The organism is Chitinivorax sp. B, assembly GCF_005503445.1.
In the GTDB taxonomy this organism is placed as follows: Bacteria; Pseudomonadota; Gammaproteobacteria; order Burkholderiales; family SCOH01; genus Chitinivorax.
On the sequence record NZ_SCOH01000014.1, the window covers coordinates 96,377 to 118,482 of the forward strand.

25 protein-coding genes are annotated in these 22,106 nt (G+C 53.0%); 2 read left to right on the forward strand and 23 right to left on the reverse strand.

Features of this window, described 5'->3' with window-relative positions:
- Positions 1-827 precede the first annotated feature (827 nt).
- Together FFS57_RS10790 and FFS57_RS25185 are read left to right on the forward strand one after the other, a co-directional pair.
- On the forward strand, positions 828-1,214 hold the full coding sequence (locus FFS57_RS10790) for a hypothetical protein (protein WP_137937798.1): 387 nt from the start codon (positions 828-830) through the stop codon (positions 1,212-1,214).
- A 55-nt stretch (positions 1,215-1,269) separates the two neighbouring features.
- On the forward strand, positions 1,270-1,407 hold the full coding sequence (locus FFS57_RS25185; protein WP_171013834.1) for a hypothetical protein: 138 nt from the start codon (positions 1,270-1,272) through the stop codon (positions 1,405-1,407).
- A 447-nt stretch (positions 1,408-1,854) separates the two neighbouring features.
- On the opposite strand, the gene FFS57_RS10795 is transcribed toward FFS57_RS25185, so the two are convergent.
- From FFS57_RS10795 to FFS57_RS10905, 23 genes are all read right to left on the reverse strand, one after another.
- Positions 1,855-2,406 (reverse strand): hypothetical protein, encoded by a 552-nt coding sequence (locus FFS57_RS10795; RefSeq protein ID WP_137937799.1) that lies wholly within the window; start codon positions 2,404-2,406, stop codon positions 1,855-1,857.
- Between the two features lie 14 nt (positions 2,407-2,420).
- Entirely contained in the window at positions 2,421-3,650 is a 1,230-nt protein-coding gene (locus tag FFS57_RS10800; RefSeq protein WP_137937830.1) for a beta-ketoacyl-ACP synthase, read from the reverse strand.
- Positions 3,650-4,375 carry a 3-oxoacyl-ACP reductase FabG gene (gene fabG, locus FFS57_RS10805; RefSeq protein ID WP_137937800.1) on the reverse strand — a complete coding sequence of 242 codons (726 nt, stop codon included), beginning with the start codon at positions 4,373-4,375 and terminating at the stop codon, positions 3,650-3,652. The genes FFS57_RS10800 and fabG overlap by 1 nt, the downstream gene beginning before the upstream one ends.
- Complete coding sequence (locus FFS57_RS10810) at positions 4,372-4,824, reverse strand: hotdog family protein (RefSeq protein ID WP_137937801.1); 453 nt, start codon at positions 4,822-4,824, stop codon at positions 4,372-4,374. Before FFS57_RS10810 ends, fabG begins: the two co-directional genes overlap by 4 nt.
- The gene (locus FFS57_RS10815) at positions 4,821-6,002 is read right to left on the reverse strand and encodes a beta-ketoacyl-ACP synthase (RefSeq protein WP_137937802.1); all 1,182 of its coding nucleotides are present in this window, start codon (positions 6,000-6,002) and stop codon (positions 4,821-4,823) included. The genes FFS57_RS10810 and FFS57_RS10815 overlap by 4 nt, the downstream gene beginning before the upstream one ends.
- Before the next feature lie 3 nt (positions 6,003-6,005).
- Positions 6,006-6,551, reverse strand: a complete 546-nt coding sequence (locus tag FFS57_RS10820; protein ID WP_137937803.1) for a DUF3261 domain-containing protein — start codon at positions 6,549-6,551, stop codon at positions 6,006-6,008.
- Positions 6,551-7,780 carry an NAD(P)/FAD-dependent oxidoreductase gene (locus FFS57_RS10825; protein ID WP_137937804.1) on the reverse strand — a complete coding sequence of 410 codons (1,230 nt, stop codon included), beginning with the start codon at positions 7,778-7,780 and terminating at the stop codon, positions 6,551-6,553. The genes FFS57_RS10820 and FFS57_RS10825 overlap by 1 nt, the downstream gene beginning before the upstream one ends.
- A gap of 22 nt (positions 7,781-7,802) precedes the next feature.
- A complete protein-coding gene (locus FFS57_RS10830; protein WP_137937805.1) occupies positions 7,803-10,082 on the reverse strand; it encodes an MMPL family transporter in 2,280 nt (759 codons plus the stop codon).
- An 88-nt stretch (positions 10,083-10,170) separates the two neighbouring features.
- Positions 10,171-10,773 (reverse strand): LolA family protein, encoded by a 603-nt coding sequence (locus FFS57_RS10835; RefSeq protein WP_137937806.1) that lies wholly within the window; start codon positions 10,771-10,773, stop codon positions 10,171-10,173.
- Positions 10,770-11,201, reverse strand: a complete 432-nt coding sequence (locus FFS57_RS10840; RefSeq protein WP_137937807.1) for an acyl-CoA thioesterase — start codon at positions 11,199-11,201, stop codon at positions 10,770-10,772. Before FFS57_RS10840 ends, FFS57_RS10835 begins: the two co-directional genes overlap by 4 nt.
- The gene (locus FFS57_RS10845; protein WP_137937808.1) at positions 11,194-12,744 is read right to left on the reverse strand and encodes an HAL/PAL/TAL family ammonia-lyase; all 1,551 of its coding nucleotides are present in this window, start codon (positions 12,742-12,744) and stop codon (positions 11,194-11,196) included. Before FFS57_RS10845 ends, FFS57_RS10840 begins: the two co-directional genes overlap by 8 nt.
- A complete protein-coding gene (locus FFS57_RS10850) occupies positions 12,731-13,702 on the reverse strand; it encodes a lysophospholipid acyltransferase family protein (protein ID WP_137937809.1) in 972 nt (323 codons plus the stop codon). Before FFS57_RS10850 ends, FFS57_RS10845 begins: the two co-directional genes overlap by 14 nt.
- Positions 13,699-14,442, reverse strand: coding sequence for a glycosyltransferase family 2 protein (locus FFS57_RS10855; protein WP_137937810.1), 744 nt, complete (start codon positions 14,440-14,442; stop codon positions 13,699-13,701). The genes FFS57_RS10850 and FFS57_RS10855 overlap by 4 nt, the downstream gene beginning before the upstream one ends.
- Positions 14,443-14,445: 3 nt before the next feature.
- Positions 14,446-16,137: an ApeI family dehydratase gene (locus FFS57_RS10860; protein WP_137937811.1), complete on the reverse strand. Its 1,692-nt coding sequence runs from the start codon at positions 16,135-16,137 to the stop codon at positions 14,446-14,448.
- Positions 16,130-16,672 carry a COG4648 family protein gene (locus FFS57_RS10865; RefSeq protein ID WP_171013836.1) on the reverse strand — a complete coding sequence of 181 codons (543 nt, stop codon included), beginning with the start codon at positions 16,670-16,672 and terminating at the stop codon, positions 16,130-16,132. Before FFS57_RS10865 ends, FFS57_RS10860 begins: the two co-directional genes overlap by 8 nt.
- Positions 16,673-16,686: 14 nt before the next feature.
- Positions 16,687-16,932 (reverse strand): acyl carrier protein, encoded by a 246-nt coding sequence (locus tag FFS57_RS10870; protein WP_137937813.1) that lies wholly within the window; start codon positions 16,930-16,932, stop codon positions 16,687-16,689.
- An 11-nt stretch (positions 16,933-16,943) separates the two neighbouring features.
- A complete protein-coding gene (locus FFS57_RS10875; RefSeq protein ID WP_137937814.1) occupies positions 16,944-17,201 on the reverse strand; it encodes a phosphopantetheine-binding protein in 258 nt (85 codons plus the stop codon).
- Positions 17,188-17,967 (reverse strand): lysophospholipid acyltransferase family protein, encoded by a 780-nt coding sequence (locus FFS57_RS10880; protein ID WP_137937815.1) that lies wholly within the window; start codon positions 17,965-17,967, stop codon positions 17,188-17,190. Before FFS57_RS10880 ends, FFS57_RS10875 begins: the two co-directional genes overlap by 14 nt.
- Positions 17,960-18,700 (reverse strand): beta-ketoacyl synthase chain length factor, encoded by a 741-nt coding sequence (locus tag FFS57_RS10885; protein ID WP_137937816.1) that lies wholly within the window; start codon positions 18,698-18,700, stop codon positions 17,960-17,962. Before FFS57_RS10885 ends, FFS57_RS10880 begins: the two co-directional genes overlap by 8 nt.
- 177 nt (positions 18,701-18,877) lie before the next feature.
- A complete protein-coding gene (locus FFS57_RS10890; protein ID WP_137937817.1) occupies positions 18,878-19,771 on the reverse strand; it encodes a DUF3025 domain-containing protein in 894 nt (297 codons plus the stop codon).
- Positions 19,772-19,830: 59 nt separating this feature from the next.
- Complete coding sequence (gene tpx / locus FFS57_RS10895) at positions 19,831-20,331, reverse strand: thiol peroxidase (protein WP_137937818.1); 501 nt, start codon at positions 20,329-20,331, stop codon at positions 19,831-19,833.
- 17 nt (positions 20,332-20,348) lie between these two features.
- Entirely contained in the window at positions 20,349-20,861 is a 513-nt protein-coding gene (gene tpx / locus FFS57_RS10900; protein ID WP_137937819.1) for a thiol peroxidase, read from the reverse strand.
- 99 nt (positions 20,862-20,960) lie between these two features.
- Positions 20,961-22,106, reverse strand: a 1,146-nt coding sequence (locus FFS57_RS10905; protein WP_171013838.1) for a DUF3426 domain-containing protein, incomplete at its 5' end; no start/stop codon positions are given.

Below are 22,106 nucleotides of genomic sequence, written 5' to 3' on the forward strand. Positions count from 1 at the left end.
CACAAGCATGCTTGTATCAAGATCAATACCCAGCAGAATGAGGCCTGAGTCAAGGTATTCCTTTCTAAGCATTTCAAGACCGACAATTTGGTTGTCACTTCCAACAGCAGTTTAGAAAAGATTGACCGGGCCATTGCTGCAGTCCGGCGGAAAGTGCTAGTACCAAGAAGATGTTCGGGTGGTGCGCGTACATCACAAGATTTTGATAAATATATGTAATAAATTTTAAAGTAGATTAAAAGACCCTTCCTGACGTGCCGTAAATAATGGTGGCAGTTTGTTGTGTGAGGACGTCATGCCAATTCGTCAAATCGACGATCTGCGCCTATCCCTGTACCGTCGATTATGACTTTATGTCATGGCCGCACAACACATTCTGATAACACGGACGGTACTTACCCATGTTCAGGCCCCGGCATTTGACTGACGCCAATCAACTGGAACGGAGGATTGATGCAGTTACCCAGGTATATCGACCAACGATGGATGACACATGGCAGTGCTGTAAGTTGACCCACGGTTTTATGTACATGTGGACAATGTCGTGCTGCGGAGTTGTTCACTGCTACACCGTCAAGGTGAAAGGGCGGGTTGACTGGACATGTGCAACAACAAAAAGAGGAGGGTATTGATGGATCTCATTAATCGGGTGAGAACTTGTTCGGCGATGTTGCACGGACTAGGCTGCACACAGTATCGCGGAGCACATCGGCAGAATTCAGCCTGATGTCTTGTTGTGGCGAGTTGATTCCTATTGCCGGATGTCCGCTGGTAGCAGGTTGCCCATATTACATCAAATGCCAACAACTATAGGAAGGGGGAGGAGTATGATGCTGCAGATCGAGTTCTGGCAATTGTTGTCGATGCTGGTTTCATTGGCTAGCGTTGTGTTTGCTGCCGGCAAGATGTTGTTGGTACAGATGGATCGCCGGTTGGATGAGCGTTTTGCATCACTCGAATCCACTCGTGAAGTGGCCTCACGCCATTGGGAAGACAAATTTGCTGCCTTGCTGGTACAAATCCACCGGGAAACGGAGGGTTGGCAAACGCTGGAGCGCGATTTTTTGCGCTTTCAGGCCGATTTGCCGATTCAGTATGTACGACGTGAAGACTATGTACGTAACCAACTGGTCATCGAAGCCAAGCTGGATGCGGTTTCACTCAAGATTGAAAACCTGCAGTTAAGGCAGGTGGAAGGGTTGACTGGGCGCTAAGTTGTTTGCTGCCACTGCCGATCTAACCAGCTCATGATCATGTAAGGTGCTGTTGATGCTCACATTGCAATTGATCGAAGCCATCAACACATGCCTGAAGCTAAAGTTGCCGCAATGGGTGGCGGATGACTGCCTGAGTCACCTGGCTGACGCTGTGCTGGTAAGCTGGATGTTCCAGATCGAGAACGAATGATTTTGGGATTTTTGCCTATCAGGTTGTTTCGAGCGAAATAGACAAGGCAGATTCCGAAGCAAGGGAAAAGGGCCTTTCGGTCTTGATTGGCTGAGTTAACTGAGGTTACGCATTGGCTCTGTTGTCAAAGGTCGAGTGGGCTGCTTGGGTGCCAGTCTCGTTCGGTAGTCACGGGACTTTTCTTGTCTCGACAAGAAAAGTCCCCAAAAGTAGGCACCCCGTGCTGCACGCACTTGGGGCAACGGCAAAAGAAACCCGCAAGAGGGAAAGCCAGTACTAGGCAGCAAGCCACTCCATGCTGCGTTGCTCGGCAAGGCTGAACGGGATTGGAGCTCGCTGTGGCTGCTGAGGTTGACATACCACCTGGTATTCAGCAGTCAATAAATGATTCGTCATGCAAGACAGCAGTTCCTTTGCCCGGTTATCAAGTCCGTGCACTTCCACCTATCAATCCTTGACCTGTTCCACTTTACCGCCCACAAACCGGATAAGTTTGCGGTCATAACGATTGAACCAATACGACCACTCATCACCCACCAATGTTGGGGTCCTGTGGCCAGGTGGGTAGCCAACGGCCATCAGTACTGCCTGTTTAGGCATGCCTTTGATGATTCGGCCAGTCTGGATGGCTTCTTCGACGGATTGGCCAAACTGTGCCGTGTTGACCGGCTGTTCACCAAACATGCGTTTGCGCGCTTCGTCCAAAGTGACACCGGTTACATCCTGACGCAATTGGATGGTAATGGATGTACCGGTTTTGACCACTTGCAGGTTGATCTCATCCACTTTGTTGCCATCCACCGTAGAGAGCAGCTTGACCTGGGTATTGACCGGGACAAAGCTGCCTGCCAAGGCATTGGATGGGGCAACCTTGCCATGGTGATGGTAAAGGCCAACCTGGGTGTAGAACACCTTGTCTGACTGGATGTCCTGCCGGTGGGCACAACCCGCAAAAGCTAGTACAACTACCAGAGACCCGATCAGGTACTGCTTTTTCATGCAAACTCCTGCTGTTACCGGAAGTGTTTGAAAATCAGCGAAGTATTGATACCGCCAAAAGCGAAGTTGTTGCTCATGATGTACTCGGCATCCAGCATCCGGCGCTCGTGCATGATGTAATCGAGTGTGGGACAGCGTTCATCAACTTCGGTCAGGTTGACGTTAGGGCTGAACCAGCCTTCTCGCATCATCTGGATACTCATCCAGGCCTCCAGCGCACCGCAGGCACCTAATGTATGGCCCATGTAACTTTTCAGTGTACTGATTGATATGTTTTGGCCAAAAATGGCATGGGTGGCTTCGCTCTCAGCAACGTCACCTTGGTCGGTTGCTGTGCCATGAGCATTGACATATGCAATAGCATCGGTTGGCAGATTGGCGTCAGCCAAGGCCAGTTCCATAGCGATGCGCATGGTATCCGGATTGGGATGGGTCACATGGGTGCCGTCGCAATTGGTGCCAAAACCTACAATTTCGGCATAGATGCGTGCGCCACGCGCCTTGGCATGCTCAAGGTCTTCCAGAATCAGCGTGCCTGCGCCTTCGCCTAGTACTAAGCCATCCCGCTTGGTATCGAAGGGGCGTGGGGTCAATTCGGGTTGATCGTTTTGCACACTGGTGGCAAAAAGGGTGTCGAAGACGGCTGCCTCCGTGGCATCCAGTTCTTCCGCGCCACCGGCAATCATGACGGTCTGCCGGCCCGCTTTGATGGCTTCATAGGCATAACCGATACCTTGGCTGCCTGATGTACAGGCGCTGGATGTGGTGATCACACGGCCAGTGATGCCAAAAAACACGCCAATATTGACCGCGGCGGTATGGCTCATCATTTTGATGTATGTGGTGGCGTTGATGCCTTCAGTAGACTTGGCATGAATCATCCGACCAAAATCACCAATCGAAGCAGGTGTACCGGCCGAGGAGCCATAGGCAATACCCAATTTGCCACTCTTCACAATCGGATCACCCTGTAGTCCGGCGTCCTGCAAGGCCATTTCAGTGGCCCAAGTGGCCATCAGGGCAACACGCCCCATGCTGCGGGTTGTCTTGCGGTTGTAGTGGGCCGGTAGCGTAAAAGGTTGCGCAATGGCCCCCAATTGCGTATTCAGCCCTTCATATTGTGCCCATTCACCCATACGGACGATAGCATTGCGATAGCTAAGCAAATGCGCACGGATGCTGGGCCAATCATTCCCCAATGGGCTGATGCCGGCCATGCCGGTAATGACGACACGGCGATTCATCATGATAAGCCCCCATCCACACTGATGACCTGGCGCGTGATATAGGCGGCGTCTGGTGACAACAGAAAACTGATGGTGGCGGCCACTTCTTCTGGTTTGCCGATACGACGTGCTGGAATGTGCTTGATGATCTCTTCCTGCATGGCATCCTGAGTCATGTCCGTGTCGATCAGGCCTGGTGCTACACAGTTGACAGTGATACTGCGTTTGGCCAATTCCAGCGCCAGAGCTTTGGTGGCACCGATGATGCCCGCTTTGGCCGCGCTGTAATTGACTTGGCCGCGGTTGCCCATCACGCCGGAGACTGAGGACAATGTGACGATTCGGCCCGGTGCCCGCCGACGCACCATGGGCATGGTCAGTGGGTTCAATACGTTGAAAAAGCCATCCAGATTGGTATTGATGACGGCATCCCAGTCCTCCCCGGACATGGCGGGGAAAGCGTTGTCTCGCGCAATGCCTGCATTGCAGACGACGCCGTAATAGCAGCCGTGGGTTTCCACATCGGTCAGGAGTGCCTGGCTGGTGGCGATCCGATCGCATACATCAAACTGTAGCACCCGGGCGGCACAACCCATGGCTTCAATGTTCTGTTTGACTGCGTTGGCTTCCTCCATTTTGTTACGGCAATGCAAGACAATGTCGTAACCGTCACGTGCCAGACGCAAGGCGATTGCCTTGCCAATACCGCGGCTGGAGCCGGTGACCAAAACCGTTGAGTTCATGCTTCCTGTCCTTCCAAATATGCTTCCGGGTCGGCCGGCTGAAATACTGTCAGGGCCGCTTTGACATCGATACTGTCGCTCTTGATGGCGCAATCGAATGATGCCAACCCATTTTCACCTTGCAGTTCCTCCCGAACTGTTATCCGTAACGTATCGCCAACCATGAAATGCGGCTGGCTGGTGGTATATCGGCGAGTGCCTAACAGAAACCCAAGCTTGACGGGTTCTCCATGCTTACGGGCACGTGCACCGGCAAACGCGGCAATGGCTTGTGCCATGTATTCGATACCAACCCAGGCACCCACTTTTTGTCCATCACAGAACACACTGTCGAAACAGATGGTGACTTCTGCTGTCAGGCTGTATTCATCTACTTCAAGAACACGGTCCAGTAACACCATGCGGCCGGCATGTGGTACCAGGTCTCTGATATCAGGCAGGCCAGTCATGTTGCACTCCTACTGAAAGCCAGGCAGGCATTGGCGCCACCAAAGGCAAACGAATTCGATAACACGTGAGCAGGTGGATGGCCAAGGTGCTCACCAATTGCAACCGGGTGAATGACGGGCAATGCTGGATCGCTGAAGCCGTCCCAGAGATGGGGTGGGAGATAACCTTCAACGTTGTCATCCTGCATGCTCAACCAGCAAAAGGCCGCTTCGATCGCGCCGGCAGCCCCCAAGGTATGACCAACAAATCCCTTACTGGAACTGACTGGCAGGTCTGCACCAAACAGTGCGTGAATGACCTTACTTTCCATGGCATCGTTTTGCTGTGTGGCTGTGCCGTGCAAATTGATATAGTCGATGTCACTGGCGTTGAGGCCTGCTCGCGTCATGGCCTGTTCGATTGCTAGGCGGGCGCCATGGCCATTAGGGGCAGGGGCGGACATATGATAACCGTCAGACGATTCACCCCAACCGCTCAGGGCAACAGTGGCTGGTTCGCGGGTCATCAGGAACAAGGCCGCCGCTTCACCGATATTGATGCCATCACGATTGATCGATAATGGGTTGCAACGTTGTGCGCTGACGGACTCCAATGCAGAAAAGCCGGCAATGGTGAAAGCGCACAGTGAATCCACACCACCCGTAATGACAGCATCGACTATTCCGGTCGCTAATAATCGTGCAGCGCTGGCCATGGCCTTAGCACTGGATGCACACGCAGCGGAATGGACGTAACAGGGCCCGGTCACCCCCAGGCAATGAGCGATGAAACGTGCCGGCGAGTTCATTTCTTGCTGAGCATAATGAAAGTCCGCCGGTAACTGACCGTGAGCCTGTTGGTGACGAATTGCCCGTTCACCTTCAGCGATACCAGATGTGCTGGTGCCCAGAATCACTGCGATGCGATGCGCGCCAAAACGGACTTTGGCACGGTCGACTTCTGTTTGGATAGCCAGGACGGCCTGTAAGGCCATTTGATTGTTACGGCTGCGTAGCGGTAAAGGCCAGTCTTGCAAGGAGGGCAAGGGCGTACTCACCGGGCCGATGGGTAAGGGCCTGCCAAGCGAATACTCATCGGTGACCTTCAGTCCGCTTTCGCCTGCAAACAGGCGTCTGCGCACATCTTCATGGTTGGCACCGAGCGGGCAGACAAGGCCGAGTGCGTTCAGGTAAAACATATTCTAATTGTCCATCGGGGCTGAACGGATCGTCAGCCGATATTCATAGCGTAGGTTGCGTATTTCGATCAGTCCAAGCCAAGCTGGCTGAGCGGTATAGTTGATTTCAGTAATGCGTTGATTGTCTTGATATAGCACGCGTTGTGACGTCGAATCATCCAAATGCCAACCGCTCGGTAAATGGGGACGAATGGCATCGGCTGGCCATAATGCAAGCTGTAGGTCATTCAGTATTTCAGAACCTTGTACTTGGGCTGGCAGTAGCGGATGGCGCTGTTCCTGCAGCTGTTGACCATCAAATCGCAAGGTCAATACACGCTGTCCAAGTGCCATGCCTACTATCGTCAGATGTTGGGTATCCACCTCTAACACCGCATTCAGCGAATGGTGCTGGTTGGTACCGGTTACTTCGATTTGCTGTTGCAGTGATAGTGGTTGGCCAAGACTGGCTGGCGATAACTGTAATCGCGGGATGATTTGCGGCACCTGCTTGCAAGCGGGTAGCAAACAGGTGATTGTGAATGTCGCAGCGGCCAGTGTAATACGCATTACTTGCACAACTCTTCCAACACGCCAAGGCGACGCTTTGTTTCTGCTACATAGGGATTGGTCTGGTCCCAGGCATAGCCGGCCAGAATTGCGCAAATATTTCGGCGAACCTTAGCCGGTGGGTTTTCATGGAAGATAATGCGTTGAAAACCACCCGCGTACCACGATTCGACAAAGGCCCGGAAGGTGTCGACGCCTTGTTTCAATGCCACTGCGTAATCATTTTGCCAATCGACTGTTTCGCCTGCTGCCTGTCGACGCAGGCAATCACTGGCCAGGCTGGCAGATTTGAACGCAATGGTAACGCCGCTGGAAAACACGGGGTCCAGAAACTCGCCGGCATTACCGAGCAACGCGAAATGCTTGCCATACAATGATGTGACATTGGCCGCGTAGCCAACGATATGCCGTGCCGGTGTATCCCACTGTGCGTTGGCCAACAATGCTTGCGACGCCGGGTCTTCAAAGACCAGTGCCTGCAGGCGTTCCGTGTCGCTGCCTTGGTATTGCGCCAGAAAATCCTGCTTGGCAACCACGCCGATCGAACAGCGGCCGTCAGCAAACGGGATCAGCCAGTACCAGACGTCGACATGCTCCCGATGGATCGTGATGCGAATCTTGTTCCGGTCGAAGGTACCAACAGGGATACGATCTTCGATGTGGGTGAAGATGGCGCCTCGAACCGGAAAGTCTGACGGGGTTTCCAGCTTTAATAGACGTGGCAGAATCCGGCCGAAGCCACTGGCATCCAGCACGAAATTGGCTTCGATGCGATAGACCTCGCCATCCGGTGATTTCACTTCGACCACTGGGCGTTCTCCGTCCATGTCAGCGGCAATCACTTCGTGACGATACCGTACCTCAGCACCTTGGCGTTCGGCTTCCATCGCCAGGACATGGTCGAAACGGCCGCGTTGTACCTGATAGGTAGTGCCCCAGCCCTCAGAATGCTTGTCGCGGAAATCGAAATCGGTGTAACGGTCGCCACGCACAAACGCTGCACCATTCTTGAACTGGAAGCCAGCTTCTATCACGGCGCGCAGCATACCGGCCTCTTCAAGATACGCCATGCTTTGCGGCAATAGGCTCTCGCCAATTGAAAAGCGTGGAAAGATTTCGCGTTCGATGATCAATACTTCACGCCCTTGTTGCTTCAGCAACGCGGCCGCAACTGAGCCGGCCGGGCCGGCGCCGATGATGAGTATGTCGTGGCGTTCAGTGCGCTGCATGGTACTTCCTTTCAAATAACAATCACAAAATCGATTTGTTGCGGTCGAAGCACGGGGCAATCAGCCATACCGTACTGATCCCGATCAGCAAGGTCATGCCAAAGGCCTTCAAAGCCGGCGTTGCACTCAGCCCAAGCAGACCGAACGATAGCAACGTGCTGGCCGCGGATAGGCTGACAGCCAACCAGGCATGGCGGTCCTGTGGATCGGGATGTTCTTGCATGAAGATGCCGTAGTCCTCACCCATGCACAGGATCATCAGCAAGGCGAGTACGTGGAAAAGCTGCAAAGGCGTGCCGCTCCAACCTAGCCAAGCGAGAACCACCAAGCTCGCGATCAAGGTCGGTAGCAGGATTCGGAAAGCACGGGTACGGTATCGTGGCCATAGGACCAGCAACACCGCAAGATAGCTGGCCATCACAACCCAGCCCATCAGACCGCGGTAACGGGCCATCAATGATGAAATCTCATCCACCTTGTCGACCCAGGTCACGCCTTCGCTGCTGGACGCCAAATTACGCAGAAGTGGTAAATCGGGTTTCTCTACGCCCAGCAATGTAACGACGGAAGCTAGCTGTCCGTTGACATGCCCAAGCCATAAATGTCGATTCGCCTGTGAAATCGGGCTTTGTAACCAGTCGTTGACAGTCAGCAGGCCGTTGGCTTGTTGCTGGTGCTGCCGTGCGTGAACCCAGTCTGGAGCCTCTTCCAGTATCCGGGCCAGCTGTGGCGCGGCACCACCCTCACGCCAGATATGAGTACTGATCAGCATCTGATTTGTACGTTGGCGTTCTGGTGACGGTACCCACTGCGAGACTGCTTGGTAGCCTTCCAGCGTGCCGCTTTGCACTAGTTCTTCCAGTTTGTTGCGTAGGGTTTCCTCACGCATTAATAAGCCTGCTTCCGTGTCTGCACGGATCAGAAAGAACTGGGCTGGTGCTGGTACTTTCAGAATACGACTGATTTGTTGCTGATCCGCCACCAGTACGGGTGGCGAGTTTTGCAATTGGCGGATGTCATCATTGGTGGTGAGCCTTGTAATCCCGAACCCGATGACCAATGCACAACCAACTGCAATGCCGATGCCAACGGGTGTGCGTTGTAATCGTGGCCAATGGGCGCGGGTTCGGCCATACCATTGGCTGAATCGGGTTTCGGGTTGATATGGTGACGTCAGCCAAGGTGTCCACAATACGGCCGTGATCCAGGCTGTGGTCAGCCCTACAGCTGAAAATACTGCCATTTGCTGCAACCCAGGGAACGGCGTCAATCCCAAGCCAATATACCCAACGACTGTCGTGACCATGGCCAACGCCAGCCCCGGTATTAATCGCTGCATGGTCTGCAGTGGGGGCTGCTGGTCACCAATACGCGTGGCAAGGTAATGAATGCCGTAGTCTTCAGCGACGCCGATCAGGCTGGCACCGAATACCAGCGTGATTAGATGAATTCTGTCGAATAGCAAGGCGCAGACGGACAAGGCTCCAAGCATGCCTGCCCCTAACGTCAATAACACCAGGCTGATTGGTCGCAGCGAACGAAAAGCAAACCACATCAATAGCATGATGCCGAACAAAGAGCCTAGCCCGATTGTAGACATCTCATCACTGGCTTGTGTTGAAGCTGCAGCAGTGTGTAACAACACGCCTGCACTGAGCAGATGGGCATTGGGTGCTTGCGTACGCGCAGCGGTGGCGGCGTCAGCCAGAATCGGCATGATGGTGTGCTGCGCGCCAATCGAGAAGGCGCTTTGCGTTAAGTCGAAGCTGATCAAAGCGTAATGGGTATTGCCATCATCCACCCGTAATTCGCCATCCACTTGGCGAACGGGTGTTAATGCAGCACGGTCGGCTAGCCAATGATTGAACAGACCAAATGGATCATCTTGCCAGGCGCCAAACCGTGCTTGGCCCAATGGGCTGGCCAAGTCGCGCAACGCTTGCTGTGCCAATACCGCGGGTGGCAGGTACTGTAGCCGTTGCTGGTCAGCGGTGGTGAGTAGTTGGCCGCGTTGCTGCCACCAACGAGACAATGCCTGTTCATCCATCGCCGGGGCTGGCGAAAGCTTGAGCCATTGAGGGTGATGCAGCGCGACATTTCGATAAGCCGTGGCCGCCCGTTTCGCGGCTTGCCAGTCACGATCGCCAACCAGAACGATCAAGCGTTGCTGTGCGGCATCCGCAAATTGTTGAGTGGCCGTACGGACCGCAGGGTCATGTTCTTCTGTTGGCAGCAGAGCCAACATGTCAGTTTCCGGCAAACGCTTTTCAGCCAACCATACCCAGCTGTTATGCCCAGCCATGACCAATATGACCAACAGCCAAAGCCAAGCAAGCCATTGCCAGAGGCGACGATGACGAGACGTAATCGTCACATTGAGAGGGGCCGGACTATTCAAACTGCTTGGCCTCATCCGCTTGCAAGGCACCGCGCCCCAGAGTCATGGCAGAAAATACAATGTCAGTTCGATCACCACCGGATTCGGATAGTTGGATTTGCTGTACGTGACTTGCTCCATTCAGGGTGATCTGGCGAACGACCCGGTCGATCCCGTTACCTGATTTGGGAATCAGGGTGGCTTGCCAGCCTTTGCCACCTGCTTGGGTTGTGATGTGGAAACTGTTTTCCAACTGCTGCAGGTCGCCGTTCATCAGTGAGAACAACAAACTATTGATCAGGCGAACCGTCGGTTCCTGTCGGGCATTCAATACCTTGGTTACCTGTTCACCCTGGCTTTCTACAATCTCGTCACGGGTCAGCTTCAAATTACTGGTAAAGGGCTGCTGCGTACGCCACAGCACGCCCTTATTGCTGATCATGCAGAACCGGCCACTGGATTTGACTGGTTTTTTCAACCCCTGCAGCGTTTTCGCCTGATTGAATACACCACATAACACATCGGGTCTGGCCAGTTGTGCCTGGATGCGATCAAGTTCGCCATTTGCCACGGCGGCCGGTGCGATACCCAGAATTAGCCATAACAATGGTTTCATGTTGTTGGCAGCCCCAGTTTCTGGAACAGGATTGATGGCGAGACAAAGCACATCTCTTTGCTGGCAAGACTGACCGCCACTTGGACCGTGCTGCCCTTGGTCAGACGCTGCCCGGTGGCTTTGTCGACAATTAGGTAATTGATCTTGAGCCGGCTTTCCCATTCCACGATTTCTGCGCGAGCGACTATGATCTGGCCGAACGTGGCGGGTTTCACATAACGCAGGTGCAGATCGACCACTGGCCAGGCGTAACCGGAGTCGCGCATTTGCGGGTAGTTATAGCCAATCTGATCCAGAAGCTTGCAGCGAGCGATTTCCAGGTATTTGACATAGTTGCCGTGCCAGACGATCTCCATGGGATCGAGATCGAAAAACTGTACTTGAATCTCGACTTCCGCCTGCCAGCGGTGACTGCTGGAATCAGGCATAAGGCCTCCATACTTGCTGCAACATTCCGTCAACCAAGGCACGAAGTTCCTGATCCAAGGCTCGGTCTTCCTGCAATGGCGGGATGGTCGCCGCCAGTTGGTTGAACATGGGGATCAACGGTGCACTCAGTGGATGACTGCCGGGTTGTTGTTGCCTTAACCAAGCCCCCTGCCGCACAGCCAGCAACAAACCTGCTACAACCTGTTCGGTCAACGTCAGCACGCGCAGGCAGTCACGGGCTGCAATCGTGCCCATACTCACCTTATCTTGGTTGTGGCACTCGGTTGAGCGTGAAAACACCGACGCTGGCATAGTTTGCTTGAGCGCCTCGGCCGTCCAGGCCGATACCCCAATCTGTACCGCCTTCAAACCGTGATTGATGGCAGCCCGATCCGGTGTGGCGCCAGACAAGTTGGAGGGCAATCCATGATTGAAGCGGGTATCAACCAACAAAGCCAGCTGGCGATCCAACAGATCGGCAATGTTGGCGACGGCCTGTTTCAGACTATCCATGGCGAACGCGATGTGGCCACCATAAAAATGTCCTCCATGCAGCACCCGTTCGCCTTCGATGTCGATGATCGGGTTGTCGTTGGCACTGTTCAGTTCATTCTCAATCCATTGCTGCAACCACGGCAGGGCATCTTGCAGCACACCGATGACATGTGGCGCGCAGCGGATGGAATAACGGTCTTGTAGCCGGCGTTCATTGCGTGGTGGTCGATCACTGGCCAAATCGGCACGAATGCGAGCGGCTACCTGTTGCTGACCGGCATGAGGTTTGACTGAGAAAAGCGTTTCATCGAAATGATGGGCATTGCCATCCAGTGCATAAGAGGCAAATGACGTGATGCGGGTGGCCATGTCTGCCAGGTAACGGGCACGATCAAATGCGAGGCAGGCCAAGCCGGTCATGACTGCAGTGCCATTCATGATGGCCAAGCCTTCTTTTGGCCGTAGGGCGATCGGTTGCAACCCGACACGGGCCAAAGCTGTAGTCGCAGACATGATTTCACCTTGGAACAGCACATCTCGCTCACCACATAGGGCAGCAGCAACATATGAGAGTGGAGTCAGATCGCCACTGGCACCCACTGAGCCTTCTGATGGAATCAAGGGTAGGATGTCATGTTCCAGCAAAGCAGCCAGCTGTTTCAGCATCTGATAGCTGACACCAGAGTAGCCTTGGCTGAGTGAGAGCAAGCGGGTGGCCAGGACGGCACGCGTTTCGATCGGGCTGAGCATATCGCCCAAGCCGCAACCATGGTAGGTATAAAGGTGTTGCGGCAGACTGGGAACCAGTGATGGCGGCACGGTAACAGTGCAGGAATCACCATAACCAGTCGTGACGCCGTAGATGACACCATCTTCTTCCAGTATCCGGTCGATTAAATCTGCGCCGCGTTGAATACGTTGCTGGAATGCTGCATCGTCGCACAAGATAGCGCGAGCCCGATGGTGGGCGACATTGACGATATCGTCGAGGCTGCGTCGTTGGTTGCCAAACACGATAGTAGGCACGGTATGTTCAGGAGTGGTCATGCGTTTTTACCGGCTGGGGTGGTGCCCAGAAATCATAGAAATTGAACCATTGCATTGGCGCCAAGCGACAATAGTGCTCAAGCCGGGATGCATAGTCGGCGGCCAATTCGGCAAAGGCGGTGTCACGATCCTTGCGAGGAAGCCTGATTTGTTCGCGGAACAGTTCGAAGTAGACGTGGTAGCGCTTTCCCTGTGGTATTCCGAAAACCAGAAAGGTGGGGCATTGCAATACGCTGGCCAATACATAAGGGCCGATAGGAAATGCAGCTGGCTGCCCTAGAAAAGGCGCGATTGCTACCCGCGGATTGGGAGACACGGGAATGCGATCAGCTGCAATGACGACGAATTCGCCTCGTTGTACTCGCTCTGTAATTCGCATGGCGGTATCTGGTGTCATCTCGGTAACCTGCATCAGATTCAATTGGCTATCGGGATTCAGCTCCGCCAGTAAACGATTGAAAGCTGCTGCATGTTTGGTATGGACCAGCACTGTCAGTTTCATACGCTGGTTGTGGTGTGACAGCATGCGACATAGCTCGATGTTGCCGAGATGTGCGGCCAGAATCAGTCCGCCCTGTTCTTTTTCCAGCTGTGCCAGCATGACTTCACGCTGGTGGGTAATTACTTTGTCCGGCGGTAATTGGCCACCCCAGGCTCGCATTTTGTCCAGAATGCCTTCCGCAAAGGCTGTGAAATGCTGTATCACATGCCATAGCCTGACATCGGTGACCGGGCGCCCCAGGCTGGGCCAAAGCCGCTGTAGATAAATATAGGATGCCGTGCGGGCAGTTTTGCTACGTAGTATGTAGAACGATACGACTGGGTAGAGCAGTATCCGAAATGGCCATCGCCCAAATAATCGGAAAATGGCGAACAGCAGTTTCATACCTGAGATAAAGCTGACTTCGTTGATTTGCGCCCAGTGCTTGGTTGTACTGGGTTGTTGTGCTGGGTTCATCGTCCCGTCACCTTTCGCCAGCACAATGCCGGTAAACGTAGCAACATGCCGAAGAACAAGGTTGCATGCATACCGGAGATCTGTACGTTGTCCCGCCACAATTGGAAGTGCGATACACCATCAATTGGATAGCGCACAGGTGTTGGTTGATTGATCATACGAATACCTGCCCAATGCAAGCGGACCAGTACTTCAGTATCAAAGGCCATGCGGCTGCCCAGCTTGGTGTTGTCCGCCAGCGTCAGGACTGGTGCGATGGGGTAGATGCGAAAACCGCACATGGAGTCTCGAATCTCAAATGACAAGGTGTTGATCCACACCCAGATGTGGGTCAAATAGCGTGAATACAAACGGCTTTTGGGTACTGATTCATCATAGATCGGCTGCCCGATGATAAGGGCATCAGGCTGTTGGCGACCCAGTTCCAGAAAGATGGGGAGATCGGTTACTTTATGTTGGCCGTCTGCATCGATTTGTATTGCGTGTGTGAAACCCAGGCGTGCCGCTTCACGCATGCCGGTCAACACGGCTGCCCCTTTACCTTGATTGATGGCATGTACGACCAGGCTGACCTGAGTTGAATGTGCTTTCGCCAAGGCTTGTAATACTGCTGCACAACTAGCATCACAGCCATCATCGACCAGGATGCAATGGATGTTTTGCACCAGTACGTCTGCCAGAACGGCACCAATTGCGTGTTCGTGGTTATAAACCGGGATCAATACACAGGGTTGAAACATGGGCTACTCGAATATGACTCGGCCACTGGCATGCAGCCCCGCGCTGGAGCTTAGCTTAAAGGAGAGAGCTTGCTTGTCTGAGCGCCAATCCAGCTCCAGTTCCACTTGCATGCCTGGGTGAATAATACGCTGGAACTTCAATGCTTCCATGCGTGTAAATTGCCCGGTAATACCAAAGCGGCTACGTCCTTCCCGGATAACCCAATCAACCTGTGCAACACCAGGTAACACCGGCGCTTGTGGGAAGTGGCCATCGAAATAGAGCAGATCCGGCGTAACCGCGAGAGTCATACAAGCATTGGATTCATTTTGGAAAGCAGTCAATGTTGTGGCCTGGGTGGGGGCAAACAGTTGAGCCAGTGCAGACAAGCTGCACTTGCCTTGACTGTCGGTCGGTAAGTTGCGGATGAAACGCCAACGTCTGGGTAGGGCGACTGGCTCAATACTGTTGGCAAGTTGCTGGCGTAGTTGCCGGATCATTTGTGTTTTGCCGATTTGGGCCAGCTTGACACGCCCGGTATCATTGAGCTCCAGTACGGCGGCCAAGTGTTCCCGAGTATCCGGCAGCATCAATACGCGAGAAGCCTGCGTCCACCCACAAGCCTGCAGAGCATTTTCAACTGCGACCAGTGATACGCGCTTGCCTTCAATCTTGGCGATACGATCATTGCGACCAAGCAATACAAAATGGGTATTGTCCTGAATGGAGGCCCGATCAGCAGTGCCATACCAAGTGGTGTCTGGCAAATGAGGGGATTGCACTATAAGCAGCTCATTTTCGATCTGAATCTGGACGCCTGGAAACGTCGTCCAGCCAAGATTCAGATCATTGGTGCGTTGCCGCCAAGCAATGCCACCGGTTTCTGAGCTGCCGTACACTTCCATGGGCGTTTTACCCAAGCGGGCAGTGATCAATGGCACTGCATCATCAGGTAGCGGTCCGGCAGAAGAGAATACAGCATGGGTCTGTGCTCGTGCGACTTGCCAGTCCAGTGTATCTGGCAGGCGCTTCAAGTGTGCTGGACTGGAAATCAAAATGGCAGGACGCATTGCCAATACTTCGGAGAATGCCTCTGGAAATATGAGGCTTTCTGACCAGAATGGGCGTTGACTGGCTAGCGGCCATAAAATTTTGAACAGTAGCCCATAGATATGCTGGTGCGATACGGTGGCAACCGTACAGGTATGTACAAGCTGCTCACCAAATACCTGCTGCAATGTGGCAACTTCGTTGGCCAACTGATGTAATTGTTTGGCAATAGCCTGTGGTTCGCCTGTGCTACCGGAGGTGAACACCACAACGCCAGGGAAGCTGGGCGATAAGGGTGGCAAGCTGGTGTCATCATCACCGCGTATAGTCAGGGCGTTGAGCGGAAGTGGACGACAACTTGTGGGAAACTCGCCTACAAAGTGGTCAACATGGTGCTGCAACTGTTCAATTGTTGCTGGCAGAATATTGCCGGGAAGATAGACAGATTTACCCGCATGCCAGGCTGCGAAAAGGGTTGTGGCAAACTGAATACCATCGGTTTCGTATAGTGCTAGTGCCGATCCCGGTGTTTTGCTCAATAAGGTGTACTTTGCCCGAACGGCCTGAAGAAACTGGCTGTATGAAACACAACCCTGACGATGTAGGGCCACTAGGTAGTCTTCTGATGTAGGGACATTCAAGCAGGTCAGCAGCAGATCAGGCATGATGTTTTCGCTTGACGTGCAAGCGTATGCAATATTCGACAGCAAATAAGACACCCATCAATAAATAGGCGATTAGTCCGTTATATAACGACCAAACCTGAGGTGTTGCCCATAAGGCAGTTACAAAGGCGATTGAGCCATTGACCACAAAAAATGCACACCAGACCTGAGTGACACGCCTGGTATAGGCTACTGCAAATGCTGGCAGGTCTGGTTCCCTCAGTCTTGCCAATCGTTCAACGACACTGGGGGGATGGAAAAGGCTCCAGCCAAAGACTGCCAACATGGCCACATTGACTAGCACGGGGTAAAGCTTGAGTGGCAAGGCGCTATTACTGATCATTACCGCAATTAGGAGTACCCCTGCTGCGGCGAGCCAGCCTTTACCTGCCATCAAACCACTACTGTTGACCCGCAATAGCAAAATGACCACCAACAACAATGCCAGCATTCTCGGTTCAACATGTGCTTGTCCAAGCCAAATGGCAAAGGGATAAAGCACGGTGATCACCGCAATCAATACATTTCGCAACACCGATAATGGCCTGTCTATTCCTTGGTCAATGCTTCGATGGCGTTGATGACATCCTGTACCGTACGAACTGTTTTGAAAGATTCTGCGGTCAGCCGCTTACCGGTCAATTGCTTGAGTTTGACTGCCAGATCGACTGCATCAATGCTGTCAATATCCAGGTCTGTGTAAAGGTTGGCATCACGGGTAATTTTGGCGGGATCCAGTTCAAATGTGTCATGCAACACATCGACGATCATTTGGTAGATTTCGTCTTGCGTCATGGTTGGCTCCATTACTGCTTATGGCTTGCAATCAGGGCCGCCAGGCTGCTGACTGATGAAAAATGTTTGCGGGTTTCTTCTGAATCGGCAGACAGGTGAATGCCGTAACGCTTTTGCAGTGCTACACCCAGTTCGAGGGCATCGATTGAATCCAGGCCAAGCCCTTCAACAAACAAGGGAGCATCAGCATCGATGTCGGCTGGCGTCATATCTTCCAATTGCAGGGAATCAATGATCAGTTGTTTTACTTCGTCTTCAAGCGACTGCATGGTTTTGGCTCTCGTGAATGAAATAGTGTTCCAGATACTGCGTGAGTTGCCGGGCTGCCAAAGTGGGCTGCCCTGATTGTTCGATAAACGGCTGTACCGCAATGTCGTCACGGACTTCAATGCGGAAATAGACACGTCGTGGCGGTACTCGCCACCATCTTTCCCCCTTACTCAAGGTAGGTGGGGTGCATTGGATGATGACAGGTGTGATATTCCGTACTCCGCGCACGGCAATATTGGCGGCACCGCGTTTGAGTTGGATTTGGCCATGCTTGGGTGTGCGTGTGCCTTCAGGAAAGATGATCAAATTGCCGCCTGATGCCAGCGAAGTAACACAGTCGTCTACCAGTTCCACACCTGAATCATTCATTATATAACCCGCTGCGCGGACTGGTCCGTGAGTAAACGGGTTTCGCCACAATGCTGCCTTGACCACGCAATCCGCATTTTTGACGAATGCCATCAGGAATACGGTATCGATTAGGGACGGGTGATTGGCTAGTATCAGCAGGCCGCGGCGGTTAAGTTTTTCCAGGCCGATGACGTCATATCGCAGCACCCCAAGTCCCTTCATCAGGCCAACAAAGCAACGGAATGTCAGCCGGATGACTTCTCGGGAAACCGCCACACGCAGGCGGTTTTTCCAAACAAATAGATTGAGTAACGGAAAGATCAGTACTCGCAGTACCAGCCCACCCAAGCCAAATGCCATGAAGCTGATGCCGGTGCCAAGCACTCGCCAATAGCGGCCTAACGTGTCAAGCATGACGGTGCCAGAACCAGGTATTACCGTATTCATCGGATTGCCGAAGCATTGCATCCTGACGTAGCAGGAAACGATGCGGTGCCAGTGAACCTGGGCAATCCGGTAGTAATTCGTTGTTGGTTACTATAGGCTCGGCGTGTAGGCTGAAATGATTGTCAGTACTTGCTTTGCCCAGCAACCATGCCCAGGCAAATGCTCGATCTGGTTCATCTGCAAAATGTCGGTAGGCATTGGGTAGTAGGCTGTCAGCCACAATCACCAATACATGGTCTGCTCTATCTTGCAGCAATCCACAGGCTTCTACGACGCCAGCAACACCTGATAGGGAGCCCCCAGCCAGTGCAGTGGCATTGGCAGTATCCTTGCGGGCAATTGAAAACAAGCCGCTGGTGGCATTATGTACTGACATACCAAAAGCTGTAGGTGATAAAGGTTGGCCCAGTGTCAGTTCGTTCAACAAGGCCAGCGAACGCTCTGCAGCACCATGGCGTGAACAGAAAACGACAGGTATGCCGGTTTCATCTGACATGACCTGATAGCCCACTTCACAGGCCAGCCGATCAAGGCGACCGGCCCGACGACGTAGCATTGGTGCCATGGCCGACAATCCAGGCTCGCCTTCTGCCGCCATGTCCAACAAGCCGGAGGCCCACGCTTGCCAAGCTTCCAGGTGATCCAGGCCAGGTGCCCAGGCAGCATGTCGAATTACTGAAAAGTGCAGTGCGGGTTCCAAGTTTCAACGCTCGTTTTTGAAATGATCCATCCCTTGAAACATTAGCACAGCGCACACACTAAGCCATTGTTCTGAATATTCGGATGCTGGGAGATTTTGAGTAAAACCGCTAATTTTAGCGGAAAGCCTATTTATTGAACAAGGTTAATTTTTGTATCTAACTGATAAAACGTTGTTTTATTTTTCTGCTGCTGTTTGATCTCGCTTGGGGCGAAAGTAATCAAGGTTTTGATAGAACATTGGATTGAGGTTGTCCGGGTGCCAGCCAGGTATACCTAGTAGTGGGAGTGGGGGCATTTCTCTAGGTGTGGAGAGAAACGCTGTGTCAGCAAAAGCGACAGAGACAATTTTGTCAAGCTGTGCCAATTGGATGGTGTGCGGGAGCGAGAAAAAGTCTGCTTCGACCCTGACTGGCAATACCTTGGCTGTCATGCCAATAAAAGGCTGATGCGCGCGTTCAAGCAATGCGTGGCCAATGACAAAAGGTTGAATTTGTTTTCCCCAGGCTTGTCTGTTTGACACAAACAGTTTGTTCCAGTGGTGCTGGTTCAAGGCATCGATGAGTTGTGTGTCTGTGTAAGCCAGTAAAATCCCGGATTCGTCCAATAGGGTGGCTGCATCCCGTTTGCGTGTACGTTGGTGCAATCCGTTTTGTTGTTTCAATTCGTCAATATGACGTAGGTTGAGTGCGTGCTTGATTCGTGGAAAGGTCAGCCAGCACAAGGCATTGAACAGGTCGTGCCAATTTTCCCGGCGTGTTGGGACCGTTCGATGCTGGTAGACCGTCCATTCATAGTAAGTGGCCTCCGCTTCGTTGTCGGTCGGGTAGCGGAAGCGTGGTATGACAGGGCCGTCATGTGGACTGTTTAGCGTATCCAATTGGTGTTGGCTAGGCCAATCTTGCCAGTCTAGTTGTGGAGCAAGCCAGCTTAAGGTCGAGAGAATCGGGCTACGGGCGAGGAAACCAGGATCGAATGCGGCAATCATTGCATGGGGTACGGTGGATAGGCACACTGTCTGTGGCTGGTTCGTTGTGTACTGGACGGCACGACGGATTATCAGGCTTGCCATAAAACATGACGGAGCATCTGGTGATACTCCGTATGCAGGTCAACTTCAATGGTGGTTTGTTACTTTAGCGCCGCTAATGCTGCACCATAGTCAGGCTCGTTTCGAATTTCGCTAACCAGTTCCGAGTGCAGCACCTTGTTGTTTTCGTCAAGTACAACAACCGCGCGTGCGGCAACACCTGCCAGTGGGCCATCCAGAATTTCTACGCCGTAGTCTTTCAGAAAGTTGCGACCACGCATGGTCGACAAGGTGACGACATTATTCAAGCCTTCGGCACCGCAGAAGCGCTTCTGTGCAAACGGCAAATCAGCCGAGATGCACAGTACGACAGAGTTGTGCAAATCACTGGCAGCAGCGTTGAACTTGCGGGTCGAAAGCGCACAAGTCGGGGTGTCGATACTAGGGAAGATATTCAGAATCTTGCGTTTTGCACCGAAGCTGTCCAAGCTAACATCAGCCAGATCAATGCCAACCAAGTTGAACGCGGGGGCTGTGCTACCTGTCTGTGGTAGATCACCATTGACGGAAATGGGGTTGCCACCGAGCGTGACGGATGCCATGCATGAATCCTTTCTGTTTATTGTTGGGGGGGAGCGAGTGCGTCTGCAATCGCTTGGTAATTGGGTTCGTTCGCCAATTCGGAGACAAGTTCCGAATGCAACACTGTATCGTTCTCGTCTAGCACGACGGTAGCGGTGGCCATTAGACCTGATAGTGGATAATCGGTGATCATGACACCGTAATCCTTGTGAAAATCACGGCCACGCAGGGTCGAGAGTGTCACGATATTTCGGAATTCTTCCACTGCCACAATGCGGGCCTGAGCATAGGGCGTGTCAACCGACACGATGATCGTGACCGTGTTGGGAAACTGGTCAGCCATCGCATTCAATCGGCGAGCGATGGTCAAGCCGATGGCGGCATCCAGGCTGGGTACGACCGCGATGACTTTGCGTTTGCCGGTATATTGACTTAGCGATACATCTTTCAGATCCGTGTTGACGAGCATGAAGCTGTGCGCAATGTCACCCGGCCGGGGAAAACGTCCACCTACGCCAATCGGCTCGCCGTTGAGCAAAATGGTTGCCATCTGGTTGGTCTCCTGTAATGCCCGCCCCATGCCGGCGCGGGTTCACCTCATTATAGGCATACATTCCATAGGTGTTGGCAAATCCACCAACGCTGCGGTTCATCGACTTTTTTGTGCAAAAAACAAAAACACACGATAGCCAGATGCTTTCACCTCACCGACATCCAACGATAATCTGGCATTGATTTCCGCATTGGGTGGCATGCCTGTCAGTGGCTGAGATGGATCAAGATATTGTTTCGGTTCGAAAACTCTACGGACAACGGTTTGCTCGTTGTTGTCGGTCAGTGTCAGTTCCATCATTGGTAATGCTTGTTCGTACGGTGCGCGGTTGCGTAACGTGGCAGACAACTTGATGAGATTGGGGTGTTCTGTATCGGGTGTCAGTTCAGATGATTCCAGGGTCACCAGATTCTCGTCGGCGGGTAAAGGTACCGAGCAACCGACCAATGAGCAGGCTTGTTCCAGATAAGGCCGACTACCTGGAAATTGGGTGGCCAGTTGAGTGCGATAGGAGTACATCAATTGAGTGCCCAGACCCAACAATGCGATCATACTCATTAGTGCCCAGGCCGGACGCCACTTACTTGATGTTTCGGGTTCTTCCAATACTAGCGGGTCTAGTGAGGTTTCAGGTCGGTACACACGCGATTGGCGCGGTAATGGTTGTGCGTCTTGCTCATGTGGTGGACAAACATCCAGATCCAGTTCCGGTTCGATATAACGTGGTGGTTGATCGGTGCTACCGATATCAGTTGTCGTGAATTCGGCTACGGTGGCGGTGTTGGGATCTATGTTGATGGTCGGCAGATTATCCAGCGGTGCAGATGTCGTCGATGATGCAATATCCGGTTCATTAAATTGTGGGCTGATAGCATCGATGAACGCATCAACTGAAGTGGTGCTGGGCGCTGAAGCTGCTGCGAAGGATTCATCGGGGATTGCGAAGCTTGGGACGGCAATTTCAATTTCTTCGATATCCGTCTTTGTGTCGGTTGCTGCCGGGTTCGTGACAGCTGCTTCCCCCTGTTTTTCATCGACCAGTTCTTGTTGCAATGTCGAACGCGGAATGAACCCACTGGCAGGTGCCGAAATGGCTGTTGCAGCCAGTGCAGGTTCGGCTGTAACCTGGGGAGCTGGAGCTGGAGCTGGAGCTGGAGCTGGAGCTGGAGCTGGAGCTGGAGCTGGAGCTGGAGCTGGAGCTGGAGCTGGAGCTGGAGCTGGAGCTGGAGCTGGAGCTGGCGC